Below are 21,639 nucleotides of genomic sequence, written 5' to 3'. Positions count from 1 at the left end.
ATCTGAGTCGGCGACGGAGACAATGCGCTGGGCCGCTGCACCACGGCCCGGCCGTAGCCGGGCCGTCAGGATTCGAACCCGGGTCCTCTCTTTGCAGCCTGTTCGGCGCGGCGCGGGCGGAAGGCCGCGGACGCTCAGACGTCGAGGTCGACGACGACGGGGGCGTGGTCGGAGGCTCCCTTGCCCTTGCGCTCCTCACGGTCGACGTAACTGTCCTTGACAGCGGCCGCGAAGGGGGCGTTCCCGTAGACGAGGTCGATGCGCATGCCTCGGTTCTTGGGGAAGGCGAGCTGCCGGTAGTCCCAGTAGGAGTAGGGGCGGTCGTACTTGAGCGGGCGCGGCACCACGTCCGAGAGCCCCGTCCCGCGCAGCGCGGCGAGCGCCTCCCGCTCGGCGGGCGTGACGTGTGTGGCGCCCTCGAAGACGGCCGGGTCCCAGACGTCCTCGTCGGTGGGCGCGATGTTGTAGTCACCGAGGACGGCGAACGGCAGCGCACCGGCGGCGTCCTGCGCGACGGCCGCCTTCAGCGCCTCCAGCCAGCGCAGCTTGTAGGCGTAGTGGTCGTGCGCGACCTCACGGCCGTTGGGCACGTAGACCGACCAGAGCCTCGCTCCGCCGCACGTCGCCGACACCGCCCTCGGCTCCTGGACGCCCTCGTACTCGGGACCGCCGGGCAGCCCCGTGACGATGTCCTCGATCCCCACACGGGACAGCAGCGCGACGCCGTTCCACCGGCCGGTGGCGTTGACCGCCGATTCGTATCCCGCCTCGCGCAGCGCTTCGGCGGGGAACTGCTCGAGGGTGCACTTGGTCTCCTGGAGGCAGAGCACATCGGTGCCGCTGCTCTCCAGCCAGGCCAGCAGCCTCGGAAGCCTGGCAGTGATCGAGTTGACGTTCCACGTGGCGATGCGCATGCCGTAAACCTAACGTCTCCCACTGACAACCGGGTCAGAGACGTGTCGCGTCACCCGGGGTCAGCCTCGCGTGCTCGGCGCCGCCGAGGCTTCCGATCTGCGAGTCGTAGATCGGGCGGGCGAGGTCGGTGAGCAGGGCGTCGTGGATGTCGATGGCGCGGCGCGGCTTCACCTCGCGCACGTAGTCGATCACTTCCGAGATCTTGTTCCAGGGGGCCATGACCGGCAGCATCAGGGTGTCGACCGGGTGGTCGGGCACGGTGAGTGCGTCGCCGGGGTGGAACACCGTGCCGTCCACGAGGAAGCCGACGTTGGTGATCCTCGGGATGTCCGGGTGGATCACCGCGTGCAGTTCGCCGTGCACCTGGACGTCGAACCCGGCGGCGGTGAAGGTGTCCCCGTGCCCCACCGTGTGCACACGTCCCGGGAACGCCGCCGACACCTGATCGGCAACGCTGCGCAGGGTCCACAGCCGCGCGGCCGGGTTGGACTCCAGCGCCGCGCGGAGCCGTGCCTCGTCGAAGTGGTCGAGGTGCTCGTGCGTCACCAGAATCGCTTCGGCGCCGAGCACGGCGTCGTCCTCGGTGAAACTGCCGGGGTCGATGACGAGCGACCGGCCACCGCGCTCCAGACGGATGCAGGCGTGGGTCTTCTTGGTGAGGGTCAGATCCGTGGTGTTCTCGTTCATCCCTCCATCCTGCTACGCGGGCGGGGTGGTTTCCTCCTGGATCACGGACTGCGCGATCTCGAAGGCGGCGCCGGCCGCCGGGATCCCGCAGTAGACGGCGGTCTGGAGCAGCACCTCCTTGATCTCGGCGGGCGTGAGGCCGTTGCGCAGAGCCGCTCTGACGTGCTGCGCGAGGCCGCCCAGATGCCCGGAGGCGACGACCGCGGTGAGCGAGACACAGCTGCGCGACCTGCGGTCGAGACCTTCCCGGCTCCACACCTCACCCCAGGCGTAGCGGGTCATGAGCTGCTGGAAGTCGTCGGTGAAGCCGTCGGACGCCGAGGTCGCGGCGTCGACGTGGGAATCGCCCAGCACCTCGCGCCTGACCTTCATGCCGCGCTCGTAGAGCTCGCCGCGCCCCTCCGGGGTCGCTTCGGGCTGCTCGACCGCCGGTGCGATCTCCGCCACGGGTACGACGGGGGCGAACGGTGCGGCGAAGCCCGGGGCCTGCGGTGCGGGGATGGACGCCAGGGTGTCCTGCCAGGCACTCGAGAAGTGCATGAGCAGCAGATCGGTGACGGCGGCCGGCTGCTCGACCGGGGCCAGGTGGGAGGCGTCGGGGACGAGGGCGAGCCGGGCGTCCGGTATGCCGGCCACCAGGTTCCGGGCCTCGGCCGGCCCGGTGACCTTGTCCTCGGCGCCGACCAGGACGAGGGTCGGTACGCCGATACGCGGCAGTCGTGCGCGGATGTCGAACGCGGCGAGCGCCTCGCAGGCGGCGATGTAGCAGCCCGGGTCGGTGGTGCGGACCATCTGGACGGCCCACTCGACGATGGCCGGCTGCGCGGCGGCGAACCCGGGGGTGAACCAGCGCTCCGGGGACGTACGGGCGATCGGCTCCAGGCCGTTGGTACGGACGATCACCCCGCGCTGCCGGAACTCGTCCGCGGTCCCGAACCGCGGCGAGGCGGCGACCAGCGCCAGGGCGGCGACCCGGTGGGGGTGGCGCAGCGCGAGATCGGCGCCGACGGCGCCGCCGATCGAACACCCGACGTACCCGAAGCGCTGGACGCCGACGCTGTCCAGCGTGGCGAGAAGCCGGTCCGCGAGATCCGGGACCGCGGCGGCGGGCCGCGCGGGGGCTCCGCCGTGCCCGGGCAGGTCGTAGCGGAAGATCCGCCAGTGCTGCGAGAGCTCGGGTATCTGGCGGTCCCACATGTGCCATGTGGTTCCGAGAGAGGGGCCCAGGATCAGGACCGGGGCGTCTTCCGGCCCGTCAAAGCGGTATTGCAGGGTGTTCGGCGGCGTCTCACTCACCCGCCCGACCCTCTCACGTCCGACAAGATCTCACACAGCCGGGGGAAGGCGACCGCCCCGGCGCATCCGCGACCCGGACCGTCGAGCGCTCCCGGCGGCCTCGTCGATCGGGTCCGGGCCTCTCGGAGGACGCGGGCACCTCGACGGTCGCGCAGCGGGCGCAGCACGCCGATCCGGTCCCCCGTGCCGTCGCGGCGGGTGTGGTCCACGTCGCCGCGTCAGGCCCTCAGGAGACGCAATGACCGGGAAAATGCGACATGAAGTGCAAACATGCATGAATGACCACTTCTTCAAGGGCCGCCGAGCCTGCGATCGCCCGTCAGCAGGCCCGTCTGCGCGAGAGGCTTCCCTTCGCCGACCGGCAGGATTTCGAGGACGCGACGCGGGGGCTGATCGCCCGACGCGTACCGGGTGCCGTCACGGCCGAGGACGGGCGGGTCGTGTGGGACGGCGACTCCTACTCCTTCCTCGCGGGCGAGGCTCCGGACACCGTGAACCCGAGCCTCTGGCGGCAGTCGCAACTGGTCGCCGAACAGGGCCTGTTCGAGGTGGTGGAGGGCATCTACCAGGTGCGGGGGCTCGACCTGTCGAACATCACGTTCGTCGAGGGCACCACCGGCGTCGTCGTCATCGACCCGCTGATCTCCACGGAGACCGCCGCGGCGGCGCTGGCGCTGTACCGCGAGCACCGCGGTGAGCGCCCGGTCACCGGCGTCGTCTACACGCATTCGCACGTGGACCACTTCGGCGGGGTCAAGGGAGTGACCACTCAGGACGACGTGGACGCGGGACGCGTGCCCGTCATCGCGCCCGAGGGTTTCACCGAACACGCCGTCGCCGAGAACGTGTACGCGGGAACCGCCATGGGCCGCCGCGCCGCCTACATGTACGGTGCCGCGCTCGCCCGTGGCCCGCAGGGGGCGGTCGGCGCCGGGCTGGGCCAGACGACCTCGACCGGCACGGTCACCTTGATCCCTCCGACCCTGGACGTCACCACGACGGGACAGGAGGAGACCGTCGACGGGGTCCGCATGGTCTTCCAGATGGCGCCCAACACCGAAGCCCCGGCCGAGATCCTGATCCACTTCCCCGATTTCCGCGCCCTGTGCACCGCCGAGGACGCCACCCACACCCTGCACAATCTGCTGACCCTGCGCGGCGCGGTGGTCCGCGACCCGCATGCCTGGTCGCACGCGCTCACCGAAGCGGTCGATCTGTTCGGTGGGACGACGGACGTGGCGTTCGCCTCGCATCACTGGCCGACCTGGGGCCAGGAACGCGTCGTGGCGTTCCTGGAGATCCAGCGGGACCTGTACGGCTATCTCCACGACCAGTCATTGCGGCTCATCAACAAGGGCTGGACCGGCACCGAGATCGCCGAGTACCTGGAGCTGCCGCCGGCTCTGGAGAACGCCTGGAACGCACACGGCTATTACGGCTCCGTCAGCCACAACCTGAAGGCGCTCTACCAGCGCTACATGGGCTGGTTCGACGGAAACCCGGCCCACCTGTGGCAACACCCGCCGGTCGAGGCGGGCAAGCGCTACGTGGAGTTCATGGGTGGCGCCGACGCCGTGGTGGACAAGGCCCGCGGCTCCTTCGAGGAGGGCGACTTCCGCTGGGCCGCCGAGGTTCTCAGCCACCTCCTCTTCGCCCAGCCCGATCACGCCGGGGCCCGCGTCCTGCTCGCCGACACCCTCGAACAGCTGGGCTACGGCGCGGAGAACGGCACCTGGCGCAACTTCTTCCTCTCCGGCACCACCGAACTGCGCGAAGGCCAGTTCGGCACCCCCACCGTCACGGCATCGGCCGACATCGTCGCCCACCTCACGCCGACGATGCTCTTCGACGCCCTCTCCATCCAGATCGACGGTCCCAAGGCGTGGGACGAGAACCTCACGATCGACGTCCGGCTCACCGACGCCGACGAGCACTACCGGCTCCGGCTGTTCAACGGGGTGCTCAGCTACACCGCCGCGCCTCGGAGGACGGCCGCCGACGTCACGCTCACCACGACCGTCCGCACCCTGTCCGAGCTGGCCGTCACCGGGCTCACGCCGGACGGCCTGGAGCGGGCGGGCGTCCAGGTCGAGGGTGACACCTCGGCACTCCGACGGCTCGCCGCGGTGCTCGACCCGGGCGACCAGGACTTCCCCATCGTCACGCCCTGACCGGCAGCCCCCGCGCCCGGGTCCACATCGCGTCGCCGTCGCGCCCTCACACGTACGGCACGGCGGCGACGCACACACCCGGACCACGGGCAGCGCAGCCAGGACCGGCGGCCCGCCCGTCCGGATGCCGGGACCGCGTGGGAGCCGGGACGATGTCGTAGCCGGATCGACGCCGACGGCCGGTCACAACCAGACGAGTCGCCCGTCACCGACCTCGCAGACCGGGTGGCTTCCCTCGGCGACACGCGTCAGCATCTGCGTCACGGAGTCGAAGTAGTGGGCCAGCGACTCGTATTCACCCGTGACCGTGATCTCACCCACGAACCACCGGCCGACGCGTCCGTCCCGTACGTCGATGAACTTGCCCGACCAGCCGTCCTGGTCCGACAGGAAGGGGATCCACTCGTTGCGCCAGAACGGATGCTCCGGCCGATCCGGGGGGTCGAATCCACCGGGCCTGGATCGGTTCGCGTAGAGGCTCTCCATGGCCCGGATGCCCAGGAAGAAGCTTCCCTCGTCCGGGAACCCGGCGAACCCGCAGCACGCGACATCGTCGTCCACGTCCTCACCGGGAAGGTCCAGGTTGTTCTGCAGCAGCCACGCCCGCAGGTCCTGGGGAAGGGCGATGCCCATCCGTTCCTCGGCCGCCGCGAGCACGTGTTCCGCGGCGGGCCCGGGAAGTTCCGCGTGATCGGCCGGGGCGAGCCGCTCCAGAAGATTCATCACACGGGACCAGCTCTCCACGACGCTCATTCCCCTCTGCCCTGCCCTCTCCACCTGGATTTCGTGAGCCCACACCGGCTGGACGGCCCTCAGGAGTCGATGCCTCGCGGCCGTGGCCTCGAAGCCCGTGTTCCGGGAGGCCGCCCGAGGGCGCCGGACTGCGGACCCGGCACGGATGGTACGCCGCGCCGGATCGCTGCCCGGACCCACGGCCGGCGGGCACTTCCCCTCAGCCTTCACGAGGCGGCTCGCCGGGTCCCCGGCCGAAGCCCCCGCCGGCGGCCCGTTCTCCCGGCCCGCGACCGGCCGGAGCCGCCCGGTAGGGTTCTGGCCGAGCCAACGGGCGCCTTTTCACGTGCAGTTGCGGTCGGCAGTGCTGGTGCGACCGCGGCCGGAACGGCGACCGGACAACTGAGTGGAGGGAGCGCCGGTCGTGCGTGGAGGCAGCATCGCCGTGGTCGGCGGGAGCATCGCCGGATGTGCCGTGGCACTGGCCGCGTCGCGCGGCGGGGCCGAGCGGATCACCGTCCTGGAGCGCGCCGACGCCCGGCTCCGTGACAGGGGGGTGGGCATAGCGCTGCACAGCGACAGGTTCGACGAGCTGAGGGACGCCGGGTACGTGACCACTCAGTTGCCCTGGGCGCCGCTGAGCCGACGGGTGTGGAGCGCGCGCGACGGTGCCGCCGAGCACGGGCGTGTCATCGGGGAGCAGCCGTTCCCCTTCCGCGCCTACAGCTGGGGCTCCTTGTGGAGCGAGCTGCGCCGCCGGGTGCCCGAAGGGGTCTCCTACCGGTCGGGAACGGTGGTCACCGGTGTCGAGCCGCAGGCCGACGGCGTGACGCTGCGGCTCGACACCGGCGAGCGCGAGCACTTCGACGCCGTGATCGGCGCGGACGGGTACCGTTCCGTCGTCCGGGAGGCCATGTTCCCCGGTACGGTGGCGGCATACGCCGGATACATCGGCTGGCGCGGAACGTCGCCCGACGCCGTGGACCTCCCCTCGGAAGGGCGCGACGCGCACAACATCGTCTTCCCCGGTGGCCACTGCATGCTCTACCGCATCCCGGACGGCGCCGGAGGACATCTCCTCAACTGGGTGCTCTACACGGCGCCGCCACGGGCCGAAGACCTGTACCCCGACCTGCGGACCCCGACGTCCCTGCCTCCGGGCAGGCTCGACTCGGAGCTCACGGCGTACCTGCGCGGCCTGGTCGCCGAGCACTTCCCGCCCTACTGGGCCGCCAGGGTGCTCCGCACCCCCGCCGAGACCACGTTCATCCAGCCCATCTACGACCTGGAGGTCCCGCGCTACGCCTCCGGCCGGATGGCCCTCGTCGGGGACGCCGCCGGCGTGGCGAGGCCGCACATCGGGGGCGGCAGCGTGAAGGCGCTCCAGGACGCGCACGCGCTGGAGAACGCGTTGGTCGCCGGGGGCAGTTGGAAGGAGGTCCTGGAGACCTACGACGCCGGCCGCCGCCCGGTCGGGGCGGCCATGGTCGCCCTGGCCCGCAGGATGGGCGCCGCGCAGGTCGAGAACACCCCCGACTGGTCCGCCATGGGCCGGACGGAGTTCGACGCGTGGTGGCAGGCCCAGAACAACGGCTCCGAGCGTCGCAGCGGCTTCGGCGGCCACAGCATCAGGGCCGGGTAGGTCCGGGGCGACCGGTCCGGGGCCGGGGTCCGGTCACGGACCGGTCGGCCCGCGTCGGTGTGCGCCCCGTGCCGTACGGCCCACCCGGCCGCAGGTGTTCGCCGGACGGCGTGGGCCACGACGTGCTTCGTGGCCCACGCCGCCGGACGCCGAGGTGACGGGGTGTCGCGGTGGCCGGAGCCATCCGGGGCGGGCTCAGTCCCGCCCGGGGCGTTCGATGGAGAACCTGGGCAGCCTTCCGGCCAGCCGAGCGGGAAGCCACCAGGCCCGGTTGCCGAGCATCTGCATGACGGCTGGGACGATGAGGCAGCGGATGATCACCGCGTCGAGCAGGATGGCGACGGCCAGGCCGAGCCCGAACTGCTGGAGCATGCGGTCGGAGCTGAGGACGAACGCACCGAAGACGAACATCATGATGGCGGCCGCGGCGGTGATGACCTTGCCGGTGGCGGCGAGCCCTTCGCTCACGGACAGCGAGGGGTCCTCGGTGCGCGTCCATTCCTCGTGGATTCGCGAGACGAGGAAGACCTCGTAGTCCATGGACAGCCCGAAGACGATCGCGAAGATCAGCGCCGGGATGAAGGCCTCGACGGGGCCCGGCTGCGCCCCGAACCAGCCGTACTGGAACACCAGGGTGATCACCCCGAGCGCGGCCGAGATGGACAGCAGGTTCAGGACGGCTGCCTTGACGGGGATCCAGACCGACCTGAAGACCAGCAGGAGCAGCAGGGAGGAGACGCCCACGACGACGGCGACGAACAGCGGCAGCCGGTCGGCGAGTGTCTCGGAGACGTCCTGGGAGGCGGCGGTGGCACCGCCCACCAGCACCTCGGCGCCGGTGCGGTGTTCCAGGGCCGGGGCCACGTCGTCCCGCAGGTGGTGCACGAGGTCCGCCGTCCCCTCGGCCTGCGGTGAGGTCGCCGGGTAGACGAAGACGGTCGACAGGGCCCCGTCCTCGGACGGCATGGCGGGACCGGCCGCCGCCACACCGGTGGTGGCGGCGATCTCCGCCCGGACGGCCTCGCCGACTTCCTTGCCGCCCTCGACCAGGACGATGAGCGGTCCGTTGAATCCCGGGCCGAAGCCCTCCGCGAGCAGGTCGTACGCGTGGCGGGAGGTGGTCTCCACGGGGTCGTTGCCGGAGTCGGCGAAGCCCAGACGCATGCCGAGTGCCGGTGCGGACAGGGCCAGGAGCACGATCACACCGGCCAGCAGGGTCGGGATCGGGCGGCGCTGCACCGCGCCGGCCATGGCACGCCAGCGGCTGCCTTCGGTCGTCCCCTTCTCGGTGGCCCTGGCCCGCTGCTCGATGACACGGCGCTGGATGCGGTCGCCGAACAGTGCCAGCAGGGCGGGCAGCAGTACCAGGGAGGCGGCCATGGTGATCAGTACGGTGACGGCCACGGCGAGTGCGATGCCCTGCAGGGAGCCCAGCCCGAGGGCGACCAGGCCCAGGAGGGCGACGATGACGGTGCAGCCGGCGAAGAAGACCGTGCGTCCGGCGGAGTCGAGGGCCTTGCGGCCTGCCTCCGCGGGCTGCGCACCGGCGAGGAGTTCGTGCCGGTACCGGTAGAAGATCAGCAGCGCGTAGTCGACACCGACGCCGAGCCCGACGAGCATCAGGATGGGGGGCGTGAAGTCGGCCACGGTGAAGATGTGCGAGGCCAGGGCGATGAGGCCGATGGCGCCGCCGACGGCGAAGAGCGCGGTGATCAGCGGAAGCGATGCCGCCAGCAGTGAGCCGAACAGCAGCACCAGGATCACGAGTGCGGCCACGATCCCGGTGAGCTCGGCGGTCGGGCCCGCCTTGTCCTCCGCGTTGCGCGCGGCCTCACCGCCCACCTCGACCCGCAGGTGGTCGGTGGCGATGCCCTGCGCGGTGTCGATGATCTCGGCGACGTCCTCCTTGGGCACCTCCTCCGTCTTGCCGGCCAGGGTGACGGAGGCGTAGGCGATGGTGCCGTCCTCGGACACCGCCGAGGCGTCGGTGAAGGGGCTGCGCACGTCGGCGACGCCAGCCATGTGCCTCACCCTGGCCAGCATCGGCTCGACGACGCCCTTGTCGGCGGCGACGCCGGCGGTGTCCTTGAAGACGATCTCGACGCTGTCGCCGGCCTGGTCGCTGCCGTGCTCCCTGAGGAGGTCGGTGGCCGCCTGGGAGTCGGTGCCCGGTAGCGAGAAGTCGTTCCTGTACGCGGAGCCGGCAGCGGTGGAGCCCAAGGTGATGGCCGCCACCACGGCCACCCAGAGCAGGAGGGCCGCCCAGCGACGGCGCTGAGCCCAGCCCGCCAGGGCACCGAGACGTCCTACCGGCGCGGACCCCGCGCCCTGGGGTCCGGGCGGCGCGGGAGACGCGGCGGAGCCGCGGGGGGAAGACATGGTGCCTACCTCGAGTTCGAGCGGATGTGACCTGACGCCGTCGCCGCGCCCACGACCGCCCCCGAGACGGCGGGCAGGCCGGGCGCCGGCCCGGCGATCGCACCGCCGGCCGTGGTCGACAGCAGTCCGGCTGCTGTGACCAGCGGAGTTCCGGCAGCGGCGGCCACGAGAGCGCCGACCGGTGCGGCGCTGATCCGGGTGCGGGGAGCGGTGACGACGACGTGCCCTCGATGGTGCTCGTGAGCCCCGGGCGCGGGCGTCGGCCCACGGATGACAGCCGGCCTGCACCGAAGGCAGCAGACGAGGACGCCCCCGTACACCAGCAGTCGTACGACGGGCCTGTCACGTACTCCTTCAGCACCCAGTCCAGGCACATATGAGAACAAATCACCCCGGTTCGCGCCGTGCCCCAGGCAGAATGAAGCAATGCCGCATCTCGATCTCACGCGCCTCCACCTGCCCACCGGGCGACGCGCCGACCTTGCCGTCGCGGGGGTCGTGCTGGCGCTGACAGGGGTCGCCGAGGGACAGCGGCTGGGCTCGGGGTGGGACGCTTCCGCATCGGTGGCCGGCTCCTGGCTCCTGGCGGTGGCGGTGTGTGCGGCGCTGCCTCTGCGCGGCCGGCACCCGGTGGCGGTCGGCTGGTTCACGGTGACCGGCACGGGCGTGTACTACCTGCTGAGCACGGTCGACGGACCTCTCGTCGTGATCCCGATCGCCGCCCTGTACGCGCTGGCGGCCGGAGGGCGGACGCAGGCATCGGTGGCGATGGCCGCCGTGATGGTCGTCGGCGTGGGTGCGGGAGTTCTCGCCGGAACCGGCGATGTCAACGGCACAGCGGTGTTCATGCTGGCCGGCTGGCTGGTCGCGGTCCTGGCCCTGGGCGGTGTGCGCCACGGCAGGGTCGCCTACGCCGAGGAGGAGGCGAGGCTGCGCGCCACCCAGGAGCGGTTGCGCATCGCCCGTGAGCTGCACGACGTGATCGGCCACAACATGTCGATGATCCACGTGCAGGCGTCGTCAGCGCTGCACCGCCTGCACAAGGACCCCGCCCAGGCCGAGGAGGCGCTGACCGCCATCAAACAGGGCAGCAAGGAGGGCCTGCGGGAGCTCCGCGCCACCCTCGGCGTGTTGCGCCAGGTGGACGAAGAGGCTCCCACCGCCCCGTCACCCGGCCTGTCCGGGATCGGCGAGCTGGTGTCCTCGGCCTCCCGGGCCGGTCTGGACGTACGCGTCGAGCGGAGCGGATCCCGGTCGCCTCTCCCCCCGTCGGTCGACCTCGCCGCCTACCGCATCGTCCAGGAGTCACTGACCAACGCCGTCAGGCACAGCAACGCCCGGCACGTCGTGGTCCGGATCCACCACGGCGAGCTGGAACTGGCGCTCAGTGTCCGGGACGACGGGCGAGGTGCGACCCTGTCCGGGCAGGGAGGCGGCAGCGGCATCACAGGCATGACGGAGCGGGCGCGCGCACTGGGCGGAACCCTGAGCGCAGGACCTGGCAGCACGGGCGGGTTCGTCGTCCGGACCCGGCTGCCGTTCTCCGACCACCACGAACCGATCGGCGGAGCAGTTGATGATCAGGATCCTGCTGGCGGATGACCAGCGCCTCGTTCGCGCCGGGATCCGCGGGATTCTCGACGACGAGGACGACCTGCGGGTGGTCGCCGAGGCCGCCGACGGTCAGGCGGCCCTCGCCGCCTGCCGCGAACTACGGCCCGACGTGGCGCTGATGGACATCCGCATGCCGGTCATGGACGGGCTCGAAGCGGCTCGCCGGATCACCACCGACGACGAACTGGCGGCGGTGAAGGTCGTCATGCTGACGACCTTCGACCTCGACGAGTACGTGTACGGCTCTCTGCGGGCCGGCGCCACGGGCTTCCTCGTCAAGGACACCGAACCGGCGGAGCTCCTGCACGCGGTTCGGGTCGCCGTGCGGGGCGACGCGCTCATCAGCCCTTCCGTCACCCGTCGGCTCATCGCCGAATTCGCCCGCCGTCCGGACAACCCCCCGCGGCCCGATCAGCGGCTCGACGCACTGACCAGCCGTGAGCGTGAGGTCATGCGGCTGATCGCCGCCGGACACACCAACGACGAGATCGCCGCGCGGCTCGTCGTCTCGCCTCTGACCGCGAAGACCCACGTCAGCCGCATCATGGCCAAACTGGGCGCTCGGGACAGGTCGCAGGTCGTGGTCATGGCCTACGAGTACGGCTTGGTCAGACCCGGCCGGCTCACGGACTGAATCGCGGGCACACCGGCGGACGGCCGGCCCGGATTCCGGGCAGCCCGGCGGTCACCCCTTCTTCAGCTCCTCGGCCAGCATGACGAGGATGCCGCTGGGACCGCGGAGGTACGTCAGCTTGTAGACGTCCTCGTAGGTCGCCACCCCCCGGAGGGGATGGCATCCGTGCCGCGCCGCCGTCGCGAGGGCCTCCTCGATGTCGTCGACCGAGAACGCGACGCGGTGCATGCCGATCTCGTTGGGGAGGGTGGGCTCCGTCTCGATGGCCTCGGGGTGGATGTACTCGAAGAGTTCGAGCCGGCCCTGACCGTCCGGGGTCTGCAGCATGGCGATGCTCGCGTGATTGCCGTCGAGCCCGACCGCCGTGTCGGTCCACTCGCCACTCACCGTGTCACGGCCGAGGACCGTGAGCCCCAGGTCGGTGAAGAAGGAGATCGCCGCTTCGAGGTCACGAACGGCGATGCCGACGTTCTCAAGTCTGATGGCCATGACCCGCATGCTAGGGCGGTCTCCGGCGTCGGAGGAGCGGCGTACGGGCGGGTGTTCCGGGTGTGCCGGGCGCATGCCCCGCCCCGGCGGGTGAAGGACGCCACCGGTCGGCTGAGTACGATCACCTGAACGAGTGGGAGCGCAGCGGCCGTTGACCGCTGTGGGCGATGGGGGAAGGGGCCCGTGTGCGTCGACTGCTGCTGCCGGCCGTGCTGTTGGTCACCTGCGTGGGCTGTGGGGTGCTTCAGCCCTCCGACGAGGAGGCCACGGACGCCGCACGGGAGGTGGCCCTGAGGGCGGGGAAGCTGCTGCACAGCCAACGTCCGCGTACGGCGCAGGAGGTAGGGCGCTCCGCCTCCGGCATCGACGGGGTGGAGGTCATGCGCCTATCCGGTACCTCGACGGACGAGGGGGACGGCGTGGACGTGGTGGTCCGCACGTCCGGCTCGGCGTACAAGGGATGGATCGACGTCGAGGAGGTCACCGTTCGGCGTTGCTTCACCGTACGGGTGTCACCGAGGGCGGAGTGGGGCGAGGAGCCCCGCGACGTGAAGTGCCCGGACGGATCGGCGCTGGCCTTCCCGCCGGCGCCGGAGCCGCCGCGGCTGCCGTCCGAGCGGCTGCGCGCGGAGCTCCCGCGGGTGCCCGCGGGCGGCAGGGTGGACGAGGCGGAGGTACGCCGTGCGCTCTCCTCCCTCGACCTGGATCCGGCGATCCGCAGTGAGGTGGAGGCCGAGGACGGCGCTGTCGGCGTCCTGCTGTCGCTGGAGGGCAACCACTTCGACCCGCAGGACTGCCTGCTCGCCCGGGTGAGCCCGGGCGAGACCCGCGTCTGGGTCCCCGCCCGTGTCCAGCGGATGGCCGGAGAGGGCGGCTGCGGCATCGGCAACGCGCTCCATCCGGTCCCGGCCCCGCACTGACACGGGAGCCCCGGCGTCCGTGGCCCACGAACCGGTCGGTCTCGCGTGGTGTTCCGCGCCGCCGCGCGGTCCCGGTTCTACGCTCGGCGTGAGTGCGCGCCGTACGCCGTCACGGGACCGGCCCCGCCGGAGGCGCGCGGTGGCGGACGGGGAGTGAGGAGCGGTGGCTGTGCCCTGGATGCGATCGGTACCCATGCCGGCCTTCGTGGCCGTGGCCGTGGTCTCCCTGCTGGCCCTCTCCGCGTGCGCGGACCAGGACCGGGAATCCGCTCCCCGCCCCTCCGCCGTGCCCCGGTCCTCGACGACCGTGCTGCCCGCGCGCTCCGCCCCCTCGCCCGGGCCTTCCGGCCGGCCCTTGCCCACAGCGTCGGCTCCCGCCGATCCCGTGGTCGCGGAAGCAGGTGTCAGGGATGCCTGGGAAGGCTTCTTCGCCCCTGAGTCCTCCGTCGAGGACCGGACCGGACTGGTCGAGAACGGCGAGCAGTACGGTCTGATGGTCGAGGCCTTCGCCACGGATCCACGCGCGAGCGCGCTGCGCTCCCGCGTGGACTCCGTCGAGTTCACCGACGGTCTGCGAGCCACTGTGGTCTACGCGCTCGTCTCCGGCGGGCAGGCCGTCGCCGCGGACCTCACCGGCACCGCGGTGCTCCAGGACCAGATCTGGAGGATCTCGTTCGCAACTCTGTGCTCGCTCGCCGAGTACGGCGAGGACGTGCCCCGAGCGGCCACGTGCCGGTCCGCGGTGAGCCCCGCGCCCTCGGCCGTCCGCTGACGGCCGGCGGGACGACCGGAGCCTGTCGCCTCCCACGGCCGGATCCGAGAGCGCGGAACCGGCGCCGTCTCAGTTGGCGGCGGCCGGTTCCGGGGCGGGGTCGCCGGACGCCTCCGGTTCAGGGCGGCCGGCCTTCTTCCGTCCGGGTGTGTGGTTGAACAGCAGGTTCAGCAGGAACGCGGTGACGGTCGCACTGGTGATGGCGCTGCCGCCGATGATCTGCACCCAGGTCGGGAAGGCGTGGTAGAAGGCGGGGGCGACGACGGGGAGCATGCCGACCCCGACGGATACGGCCACGATGAGCAGGTTGCCGGTGCCTTCGAACTCCACCTTCCGCAAGGTGTTGACCCCGACGGCGGTGACGGTGGCGAACATGACGAGTCCGGCGCCGCCGATGACCGGGCCGGGCAGCGAGGCGACGAGCTCGCCGAGCTTCGGGATGAGTGCGAGGACCACGAGGATTCCTCCGGCCACGGCGGCGACGTAGCGGCTGCGCACCTTGGTCATGCCGACCAGGCCGACGTTCTGCGCGAACACGGTGTCCAGGAAGCCGTTCATGACTCCCCCGAGGATGCCGGAGAGGCCGTCGGCGGCGAGGCCGCGCGCCAGGTCCTTGCGGGTGAGCGGGCGGCCGGTCATCTCGCCGACGGCGAGCATGTCGGCGGTCGACTCGGTGAATATCACCAGCATGACGACGCACATGGAGATGACGGCGGCGACCGGGAAGTGCGGGGCACCGAAGTGGAAGGGGGAGGCCAGGCCGAACCAGTCGGCGCCGCTCACGGAGGAGAAGTCCGTGAGGCCCATGGGGACGGCGACCGCCGTGCCGGCCAGCAGGCCGAGCAGCACGCCGAGTTGAGAGAGGAAGCCGCTGGTGAAGCGGTTGACCAGGACGATCAGCAGGACGATGCCGCCGGCCAGGGCGAGGTGGCCGGGCGCCGCGTAGTCCTCGGCGGCGGGGTCCTGACCGGCTATCAGCCCGGCCGCGACACCGATCAGGGAGAGTCCGATCACGGTGATGACGGATCCGCTGACCAGCGGCGGGAAGAACCGCACCGCGCGCGCGAACGGTATCGCGACCAGCAGTCCGAAGACGCCGGCGGCGATCATCGATCCGTACACCGCCTGGAGACCGTACTCCCCGGCAATGAGGATCATCGGGGTGACGGCGGCGAAGGTGGCGCCCGCGACGACCGGGAGACGGACGCCGAGGAACCTGCCGACGCCGAGCGCCTGGAGCAGGGTGATGAGTCCGGCCACCAGGAGGTCGGCGTTGATGAGCAGCCCGATGGTGGAGGTGTCGAGGCCGGCCGCGGCGCCGAAGACGAGCGGCACGGTGACGCAGCCGGTGTACATCACCAGCACGTGCTGGAGGCCGAGCAGCCCGAGCCGGGCGGGAGGCAGGACCTCGTCGACCGGGTGCCGGGCGGGTGGAGCGGCGGGGGACGCTGATGCGTCGGGGACCTGGGACACGGCGAGCCTCCGGGAGAGGGAGAACAGCATCGGGGTATGCGGGTGCCGGGGACGGAATCCGGTGCCGGGCCCGTCGGCCGGAACAGCGGGGTCAACTTTTTGTTGACGTTGTTTCAGTGGCGTTTCCCCGGACGGACGGCGATGTTGCTTTTGCCGTGACGGGCCGGGCATGGCCCTCGCGAAGCCCGATATGGCCTGTTCACCGGCGTGGGGCGCTCCGATCCGGCGTCACGTTCCTCCGACGCGCGCTCCTGGGCACGTGGCCGCGACGGGGCGGACGCGGCGCGCGCCCCGGTATACGACGGGCCGCTCCGGCGGTTTCTCCGCGTCGGCGGCGTCGCCGCCGCCGTCCCGCCGTGTCATCCGTCCCAGGGATCCACCCGTCCGAGCATGTCCGCGAGCGAGGTGCCGGTGCGTTCCGCCGCGATCCGGCGGGCCCGCAGCTGCGCTCGCGTGCGGGGCCTGAACGCGGGCCGCCGGCCGCAGCCGCACGGCTCCAGGCCCTCGTACCGGAGGCCGGCCCCGAGCACAGCGGCGACGACGGTCCACGCCTTGGCGTCCCGGCGCCGCGGCGCGGCGAAGTCGTGACCGGCGCAGAGCATCGGGCCCGCGCACCGCGGGCAGCGGTGCCCTTCGGGCGCGGTCGCCGGATGCCGCTTGAACGAGACACGGCACGGCACGCACACGTAGTGCGGCTTGTAGGACTTCTCCGCGTAGTGGCACACGCGGAGAACCTACTACCGTCCCGCGGTCCTCAGGGGGTCGCGGCGGAGACCACGTAGACGACGGGCGCCGCGGGGTCGGTCATGTTGACGGTGATGTTCTGGGTCGGGCGCGGGTCCTTGTTCTTGTGGACCGTGCCGGCCCAGTCGACACCCGGTCCGAAGTACCAGCCGGTGATCTTGAGATCCCGTGACCCGATGGTGACCTTGCCGGTCTCCAGCGCGGCCCGGCCGGTACCCATCCCGCTCAGGAAGCGGTCCAGGCCGGCCGAGGTCGTACGGAACTTCACGTACATCCGGCTGGCTTTCCAGTTGTTCGTCTCGTAGTACTGGACCCCGGTCGCGTTGCCCGGTACGGGCAGCTCGAAGATCCTTCGCTGCATTCCGGACGGCCAGTCCTCGCGCAGCCCCTGGGCGGCGGCCTCGGCCTCCTTGTCCTTGCCCGAGCGGCGGCTCTGGCCGGCCGAGATCACCAGGTACCCCGCGGGGATCCCGATGAGCAGCACGATGATCGTCAGCGTGATCAGCCGTCGGCGGATCATCCGGCGCCGGTCCTGCGGGGGTGTCCCGCCGCCGTCGCCCGTGGAGCCCGTGGAACCGGGGTTCCCGGGCTCGCCCGGAGACCCCGGAGACCCCGGGGAACCGGACGAGGGCGGCTGGCTCCGCACGATGTTCTGCTCGGCTGCGGTCATGGTCGGTGATCCCTCGGGGCTGCGGTACGGAGCGGAGTGTGCGGGCGGGATGTCGCGGGGCGGCTGTGCCTGCCGGCGGCTGCCGGTGAGCACCGGGCGCCGCGGGTGGGGCCGCCGTCGGCTCAGTCGGACGGGCGGGCTCCGCGGCTGCTCCGGATGGTGCTCGCCGCCTGGTCGTAGAACTGCGCGTACCGCTCGTACCGCTCGACCCGGCGCCGGTTGGTGCGGCGGAACCTGCGGGCGACGAGACGGGCCAGGTCGGCGGCGCCGACCATACCCGCCTCGGGTCCGAGCTGTGCCTTCGCGATCCGGGCCTCGGGGCGGTAGCCGCGGCCCGTGAGGTGGCGCTTGAAGGCGTCCCGGGCGGGGCCGATCAGCAGGTCGTCGGCGGCACTGACCCCTCCGCCGATGACGAAGCAGGACGGGTCGAGGGCGGCGGCGAGGTTGGCGATGCCGACACCGAGCCACTGGCCGATGTCCTGGAGGAGCTCGACGCACATGGCGTCGCCCTCACGGGCCAGCTCGGTGATCAGCGGACCCGTGATGTCGGGGACGCTGCCCTTGACCCGCTCGATGATGCCGTGCGCCACCGGGGAGTCCGCCGCGGCGAGCTCCCTCGCCTCGCGGACGAGTGCGTTGCCCGAGCTGTACTGCTCCCAGCAGCCTCGGTTTCCGCACGGGCAGCGGTGTCCGCCGGGCACGACCTGCATGTGGCCGAACTCACCCGCGACGCCGTACTTGCCCCGCTTGACCTGCCCGTCCTCCAGGATCGCGCCACCGATGCCGGTGCCGAGCGTGATCATGACCAGGTGGTCCTCGCCCCGGCCGGCGCCGAAGCGCCATTCCGCCCATGCGGCGGTGTTGGCGTCGTTGTCGACCATCACGGGGACGACGAGGCGGGAGGCCAGGGCGTCCCTGAGGGGCTCGTCGCGCCAGGCGAGGTGCGGGGCGAACAGCACCTTGGAGCGGTCCGCGTCGACCCAGCCGGCTGCCCCGATGCCGACGGCGTGCACGTCGTGCCGGTCGGAGAGGTCCAGGACCAGCTCGACGATGGTGTCCTCGACGACCTTGGCGCTCTTGGACTTGTCCGGTGTCTCGGCCCGCAGGGTCTCGAGGATGTTGCCGTCGGCGTCGACGACTCCGGCCATCACCTTCGTGCCGCCGATGTCGATCCCGACGGTGGGAACCCGCGGCGCCGTGAGGTGCGAGCGCCGCTCCCGGGTGCCGACGGTCCGCAGAACGGTGGCTCGGGCGGAGCCGCGGTGGGTGAGGTCGCGGTACGTGCTCATCGTCCCTGCGCAGGTCGGGGGGCCGAACGGGGTCCGTCACGGCGGCGGACGGCGCCCGCCGTGGACGATTCTGCCATTTCCCCGCCCCTGGATCCGGTCTCCGGCCGAGGGGCGGGGGTGACGGAACGGTCTCCTACGGGGTGTCCTCGCCGACGGGACGGCCGCCGAGGTGGTCGGGCGCCGGCGCCCTCTCCAGCTCGTGGCTGAGCTCCTCGAGCTCGCTCCCGCCCGCCATCTGGCGGGTCAGTTCGTCCAGGGTGACGTCGTCCCTCGTGTGGCTCGCCGACATCGCGCCGCGCTTGAGCAGGACGAAGCGGTCGCCCACGAGGTAGGCGTGGTGCGGGTTGTGAGTGATGAGGACCACTCCGAGTCCGGCGTCCCTGGCGGCGGCGACGTACTTCAGCACGACCCCGGACTGCTTGACGCCGAGCGCCGCGGTCGGCTCGTCGAGGACGAGGACCTTGGCACCGAAGTACACCGCGCGGGCGATGGCCACGCACTGGCGTTCGCCACCCGACAGGGTCCCGATGGGCTGGTCGACGTCGCGCAGGTCGATGCCCATGCGCAGCAGCTCCGCCCGGGTCGTCTCCCTCATGAACTTCACGTCGAGGCGCTTGAAGGGACCCGCGCCCTTCGTCGGCTCCGAGCCGAGGAAGAAGTTGCGCCAGACCGGCATGAGCGGGACGACCGCCAGGTCCTGGTAGACGGTGGCGATGCCCCGGTCCAGTGCCTCGCGCGGATTGGCCAGGGACGCCTCATCGCCCTCGATCAGGAAGCGGCCGGCGTCGTGCCGGTGGAGCCCCGCGATGATCTTGATGAGGGTCGACTTGCCCGCACCGTTGTCGCCGAGCACGCAGGAGATCTCGCCCGCGTGGACCTCCAGCGAGACGTCCTGGAGGGCCTTGATGTTGCCGTAGTACTTCGACACGCCGTCGAGCTCGACGAGCGCCGGGGCGGCCGCGTCCCCGGGTTCCGGAGCCTGGGTGGCCGTCATTTCGTCGCCTCCGCGCGCTTGCGTACCCATGCGTTGAGCAGGGTGGCCAGGAGCAGCATCGCCCCCAGGAAGAACTTGAACCAGTCGGGGTTCCACTCCGCGTACACGATGCCCTTGCTGGTCATGCCGAAGATGATCGCGCCGACGGCGGAGCCGATCGCGGAGCCGTAGCCGCCGGTGATCAGGCAGCCGCCGATGACGGCCGCGATGATGTAGATCAGCTCGTTGCCCACGCCCTCGCCGGACTGCACCACGTCGTACGAGAAGAGCAGGTGCTGACCGGAGACCCAGGCCGCGAAGGCGACCCCCAGGTAGAGCCCGATGCGGGTGCGCACCACGGGGACGCCCACCGCGCGCGCGGCGTCCGACTGGCCGCCGACGGCGAAGATCCAGTTGCCGAAACGGGTGCGGATGAGGATCCAGGTGGCGAGGGCGACGAGCGCGGCCCACCAGAGGATGGTGACCTTCAGCTCGACGCCGCCGACGGTCAGGTACGAGGCGAAGACCTTGCGCGCGGAGTCGAAGCCCTCCATGTTGCCGATGGCCTTGGTGGACACGGTGCCGCTGATCAGCTTGGTGAAGCCGAGGTTCAGGCCCGTCAGCATCAGGAACGTGCCGAGGGTGATGATGAAGCTCGGCAGCTTGGTGCGGGTGAGCATGAAGCCGTTGAAGGCGCCGAATCCCAGCGTGACCAGCAGCGACACGAAGACGCCCACCCAGACGTTGGCCGTCATCTGGTAGCTGAACATCGAGGAGATCAGCGCGGAGCTGGTCACCATCACACCGGCCGAGAGGTCGAACTCGCCGCCGATCATCAGGAGCGCCACGGGCGCGGCCATGATGCCGAGGGTCGAGGCCGCGTAGAGGACCGTGCCGAGGCTGGACGCCTGGAGGAAGCTGTCGGCGACGATCGCGAAGAAGAGGAACACGGCCACGGCGCCGACGAGGGAGCCGAGCTCGGGACGGCCGAGCAGCTTGCGCAGCGGGGAGGTGCGCAGCAGGCGTTCGTCGGTGCGGGGGGCCGCCGGCTGCCCGGTCGCGGTCATCGGGTCCCCCGGTCCGTGTACTCCGCCAGCTGTGCGGCGTCGTCCCGGGTGATGACCTGGGGGCCGGTCAGGACGGGCAGACCGCCGCCGAGCACGTTCTTGTTGTAGCGGTAGAGCCAGAGCAGGTCGACGGCCTCGTAGCCCTGGAGGTAGGGCTGCTGGTCGACGGCGAAGCCGAGGCTCTTGTCCTGGAGGCCGGTGGCGACGCTCGCGTTGAGGTCGAAGGTGTCGATCTCCGCCTCGCTGCCCGCGGTCCGCTTGGCCTTGACGGCCGCCGCGGCGAAGGGCGCGCCGAGAGTGACGACGGCGTCGATGTCCTTGTCGGAGCTGAGCTTGGCCTCGATGGACGCCTGGACGTCGGGCATGTTGGTGCCGTCGACGTAGAGGTTCTGCATGGTGCCGTCGAAGTTCTTCTTGGCTCCGGCGCAGCGCTGCTCGTGTCCGACGTTGCCCTGCTCGTGCAGGACGCACAGCACCTTCTTGCGCTTGCGCTTGTTCAGCTCGTCACCGACGGCCTCGCCGGCGATGGACTCGTCCTGGCCGATGTGGGTGAGGGCGCCGAAGGCCTTGGACTCGGCGACGCCGGAGTTCACGGTGATGACGGGGATGCCGGCCTTGACCGCCTTGGCCACGACGGTCTTCATCGAGTCGGGTTTGGCGAGGGAGACGATCAGGCCGTCGACCTTCTTGTCGATCGCGGTCTGGACGAGTTCGGCCTGCTGCTGGCCCTCGTCGTTGTGCGAGTAGAGGAAGTTGATGTTGTCCTTGTCGGCCGCCTGCTTGGCGCCCTTCTGGACGATGTCCCAGAAGGTGTCGCCATCACCCGAGTGGGTGACCATGGCGAACGTCCAGCGAGGCGTGCTCACCACGGAACGGCCCTCGGCGGCCTGGCGTGCGCGGTCCTCCGCCCGCTTGCCGCCGGTGCTGCTGCATCCCGCGAGGGAGGCCGCCAGTACCGCTGCCAGCACGGCGCCCATCGCGCGTACCCCTGTCCGAACCCTTGCCACGACGCCGTGCCCTTCTGGTGCTGCTCGATGTACTGCCTGGTGGTGCCGGGCTCGCCGCCCGGCGGGCCAAGTATCCCCGAGCCCGGTGCGGAACGACCCGGCAGGGGCGCGGGGCGCGCCCTCCCGCCGTTCTAGCGAGACACCATGACCACGTCAACGCTCTTG

Annotated in this window: 19 protein-coding genes; 6 read left to right on the top strand and 13 right to left on the bottom strand. The window is 71.3% G+C overall.

The window, feature by feature from the left end:
• Positions 1–134 precede the first annotated feature (134 nt).
• The 3 genes from ACFXOA_RS20050 to ACFXOA_RS20040 are packed head-to-tail and all read right to left on the bottom strand — an operon-like array spanning position 135 to position 2,898.
• A complete protein-coding gene (locus tag ACFXOA_RS20050; RefSeq protein WP_385029937.1) occupies positions 135–914 on the bottom strand; it encodes an exodeoxyribonuclease III in 780 nt (259 codons plus the stop codon).
• 34 nt (positions 915–948) lie between these two features.
• Positions 949–1,602 (bottom strand): MBL fold metallo-hydrolase, encoded by a 654-nt coding sequence (locus ACFXOA_RS20045; RefSeq protein ID WP_385029934.1) that lies wholly within the window; start codon positions 1,600–1,602, stop codon positions 949–951.
• 12 nt (positions 1,603–1,614) lie between these two features.
• On the bottom strand, positions 1,615–2,898 hold the full coding sequence (locus tag ACFXOA_RS20040) for an alpha/beta fold hydrolase (RefSeq protein ID WP_385029931.1): 1,284 nt from the start codon (positions 2,896–2,898) through the stop codon (positions 1,615–1,617).
• A 278-nt stretch (positions 2,899–3,176) separates the two neighbouring features.
• On the opposite strand from ACFXOA_RS20040, the gene ACFXOA_RS20035 reads away from it, so the two are divergent.
• Entirely contained in the window at positions 3,177–5,069 is a 1,893-nt protein-coding gene (locus ACFXOA_RS20035) for an alkyl/aryl-sulfatase (RefSeq protein WP_385029929.1), read from the top strand.
• A gap of 183 nt (positions 5,070–5,252) precedes the next feature.
• Here ACFXOA_RS20035 and ACFXOA_RS20030 read toward each other — a convergent pair whose 3' ends face one another.
• Positions 5,253–5,822 (bottom strand): SMI1/KNR4 family protein, encoded by a 570-nt coding sequence (locus ACFXOA_RS20030; protein ID WP_385029926.1) that lies wholly within the window; start codon positions 5,820–5,822, stop codon positions 5,253–5,255.
• Between the two features lie 403 nt (positions 5,823–6,225).
• On the opposite strand from ACFXOA_RS20030, the gene ACFXOA_RS20025 reads away from it, so the two are divergent.
• The gene (locus ACFXOA_RS20025; protein ID WP_385029923.1) at positions 6,226–7,443 is read left to right on the top strand and encodes an FAD-dependent monooxygenase; all 1,218 of its coding nucleotides are present in this window, start codon (positions 6,226–6,228) and stop codon (positions 7,441–7,443) included.
• A 195-nt stretch (positions 7,444–7,638) separates the two neighbouring features.
• Here ACFXOA_RS20025 and ACFXOA_RS20020 read toward each other — a convergent pair whose 3' ends face one another.
• The gene (locus tag ACFXOA_RS20020; protein ID WP_385029920.1) at positions 7,639–9,822 is read right to left on the bottom strand and encodes an MMPL family transporter; all 2,184 of its coding nucleotides are present in this window, start codon (positions 9,820–9,822) and stop codon (positions 7,639–7,641) included.
• 426 nt (positions 9,823–10,248) lie between these two features.
• Between ACFXOA_RS20020 and ACFXOA_RS20015 the strand changes: the two genes are divergently transcribed.
• Both ACFXOA_RS20015 and ACFXOA_RS20010 read left to right on the top strand, forming a co-directional pair.
• Positions 10,249–11,424: a sensor histidine kinase gene (locus ACFXOA_RS20015; RefSeq protein ID WP_385029917.1), complete on the top strand. Its 1,176-nt coding sequence runs from the start codon at positions 10,249–10,251 to the stop codon at positions 11,422–11,424.
• Positions 11,399–12,070, top strand: coding sequence for a response regulator (locus ACFXOA_RS20010; RefSeq protein WP_385029914.1), 672 nt, complete (start codon positions 11,399–11,401; stop codon positions 12,068–12,070). Before ACFXOA_RS20015 ends, ACFXOA_RS20010 begins: the two co-directional genes overlap by 26 nt.
• A 51-nt stretch (positions 12,071–12,121) precedes the next feature.
• On the opposite strand, the gene ACFXOA_RS20005 is transcribed toward ACFXOA_RS20010, so the two are convergent.
• Positions 12,122–12,559 (bottom strand): VOC family protein, encoded by a 438-nt coding sequence (locus ACFXOA_RS20005; RefSeq protein WP_385029911.1) that lies wholly within the window; start codon positions 12,557–12,559, stop codon positions 12,122–12,124.
• A 185-nt stretch (positions 12,560–12,744) separates the two neighbouring features.
• On the opposite strand from ACFXOA_RS20005, the gene ACFXOA_RS20000 reads away from it, so the two are divergent.
• The gene (locus ACFXOA_RS20000) at positions 12,745–13,479 is read left to right on the top strand and encodes a translation initiation factor IF-2 (protein ID WP_385029908.1); all 735 of its coding nucleotides are present in this window, start codon (positions 12,745–12,747) and stop codon (positions 13,477–13,479) included.
• A gap of 169 nt (positions 13,480–13,648) precedes the next feature.
• Positions 13,649–14,251: a hypothetical protein gene (locus ACFXOA_RS19995; protein WP_385029905.1), complete on the top strand. Its 603-nt coding sequence runs from the start codon at positions 13,649–13,651 to the stop codon at positions 14,249–14,251.
• Between the two features lie 69 nt (positions 14,252–14,320).
• Here ACFXOA_RS19995 and ACFXOA_RS19990 read toward each other — a convergent pair whose 3' ends face one another.
• The 7 genes from ACFXOA_RS19990 to ACFXOA_RS19960 all read right to left on the bottom strand — a co-directional run bounded on the left by ACFXOA_RS19990 (position 14,321) and on the right by ACFXOA_RS19960 (position 21,444).
• Positions 14,321–15,754 carry a nucleobase:cation symporter-2 family protein gene (locus tag ACFXOA_RS19990; protein WP_385029902.1) on the bottom strand — a complete coding sequence of 478 codons (1,434 nt, stop codon included), beginning with the start codon at positions 15,752–15,754 and terminating at the stop codon, positions 14,321–14,323.
• Between the two features lie 329 nt (positions 15,755–16,083).
• Complete coding sequence (locus ACFXOA_RS19985; RefSeq protein ID WP_385029899.1) at positions 16,084–16,449, bottom strand: hypothetical protein; 366 nt, start codon at positions 16,447–16,449, stop codon at positions 16,084–16,086.
• 29 nt (positions 16,450–16,478) lie between these two features.
• Positions 16,479–17,138: a hypothetical protein gene (locus ACFXOA_RS19980; protein WP_385029896.1), complete on the bottom strand. Its 660-nt coding sequence runs from the start codon at positions 17,136–17,138 to the stop codon at positions 16,479–16,481.
• Between the two features lie 122 nt (positions 17,139–17,260).
• Positions 17,261–18,427, bottom strand: a complete 1,167-nt coding sequence (locus ACFXOA_RS19975) for an ROK family glucokinase (RefSeq protein ID WP_385029893.1) — start codon at positions 18,425–18,427, stop codon at positions 17,261–17,263.
• A gap of 133 nt (positions 18,428–18,560) precedes the next feature.
• On the bottom strand, positions 18,561–19,421 hold the full coding sequence (locus ACFXOA_RS19970) for an ATP-binding cassette domain-containing protein (protein ID WP_385029890.1): 861 nt from the start codon (positions 19,419–19,421) through the stop codon (positions 18,561–18,563).
• Positions 19,418–20,467, bottom strand: a complete 1,050-nt coding sequence (locus tag ACFXOA_RS19965) for an ABC transporter permease (protein WP_385029887.1) — start codon at positions 20,465–20,467, stop codon at positions 19,418–19,420. The genes ACFXOA_RS19970 and ACFXOA_RS19965 overlap by 4 nt, the downstream gene beginning before the upstream one ends.
• Complete coding sequence (locus ACFXOA_RS19960; RefSeq protein WP_385030024.1) at positions 20,464–21,444, bottom strand: sugar ABC transporter substrate-binding protein; 981 nt, start codon at positions 21,442–21,444, stop codon at positions 20,464–20,466. The genes ACFXOA_RS19965 and ACFXOA_RS19960 overlap by 4 nt, the downstream gene beginning before the upstream one ends.
• Positions 21,445–21,639: the final 195 nt, after the last annotated feature.

The sequence above is a fragment of the Streptomyces sp. NPDC059166 genome (assembly GCF_042755185.1).
Lineage (GTDB): Bacteria > Actinomycetota > Actinomycetes > Streptomycetales > Streptomycetaceae > Streptomyces.
The sequence above is the reverse complement of the archived record's forward strand: the minus strand, read 5'-3'. Positions and strand labels throughout refer to the sequence as shown.

Excerpts from the sequence above, each read along its gene's own strand:
- ACFXOA_RS20050 (WP_385029937.1), bottom strand. The coding sequence starts at position 914 with ATGCGCATCGCCACGTGGAACGTCAACTCGATCACTGCCAGGCTTCCG.
- ACFXOA_RS20045 (WP_385029934.1), bottom strand. The coding sequence starts at position 1,602 with ATGAACGAGAACACCACGGATCTGACCCTCACCAAGAAGACCCACGCC.
- ACFXOA_RS20035 (WP_385029929.1), top strand. The coding sequence starts at position 3,177 with ATGACCACTTCTTCAAGGGCCGCCGAGCCTGCGATCGCCCGTCAGCAG.
- ACFXOA_RS20030 (WP_385029926.1), bottom strand. The coding sequence starts at position 5,822 with ATGAGCGTCGTGGAGAGCTGGTCCCGTGTGATGAATCTTCTGGAGCGG.
- ACFXOA_RS20020 (WP_385029920.1), bottom strand. The coding sequence starts at position 9,822 with ATGTCTTCCCCCCGCGGCTCCGCCGCGTCTCCCGCGCCGCCCGGACCC.
- ACFXOA_RS20015 (WP_385029917.1), top strand. The coding sequence starts at position 10,249 with ATGCCGCATCTCGATCTCACGCGCCTCCACCTGCCCACCGGGCGACGC.
- ACFXOA_RS20010 (WP_385029914.1), top strand. The coding sequence starts at position 11,399 with ATGATCAGGATCCTGCTGGCGGATGACCAGCGCCTCGTTCGCGCCGGG.
- ACFXOA_RS20005 (WP_385029911.1), bottom strand. The coding sequence starts at position 12,559 with ATGGCCATCAGACTTGAGAACGTCGGCATCGCCGTTCGTGACCTCGAA.
- ACFXOA_RS19990 (WP_385029902.1), bottom strand. The coding sequence starts at position 15,754 with ATGCTGTTCTCCCTCTCCCGGAGGCTCGCCGTGTCCCAGGTCCCCGAC.
- ACFXOA_RS19980 (WP_385029896.1), bottom strand. The coding sequence starts at position 17,138 with ATGACCGCAGCCGAGCAGAACATCGTGCGGAGCCAGCCGCCCTCGTCC.
- ACFXOA_RS19975 (WP_385029893.1), bottom strand. The coding sequence starts at position 18,427 with ATGAGCACGTACCGCGACCTCACCCACCGCGGCTCCGCCCGAGCCACC.
- ACFXOA_RS19970 (WP_385029890.1), bottom strand. The coding sequence starts at position 19,421 with ATGACGGCCACCCAGGCTCCGGAACCCGGGGACGCGGCCGCCCCGGCG.
- ACFXOA_RS19965 (WP_385029887.1), bottom strand. The coding sequence starts at position 20,467 with ATGACCGCGACCGGGCAGCCGGCGGCCCCCCGCACCGACGAACGCCTG.
- ACFXOA_RS19960 (WP_385030024.1), bottom strand. The coding sequence starts at position 21,444 with ATGGGCGCCGTGCTGGCAGCGGTACTGGCGGCCTCCCTCGCGGGATGC.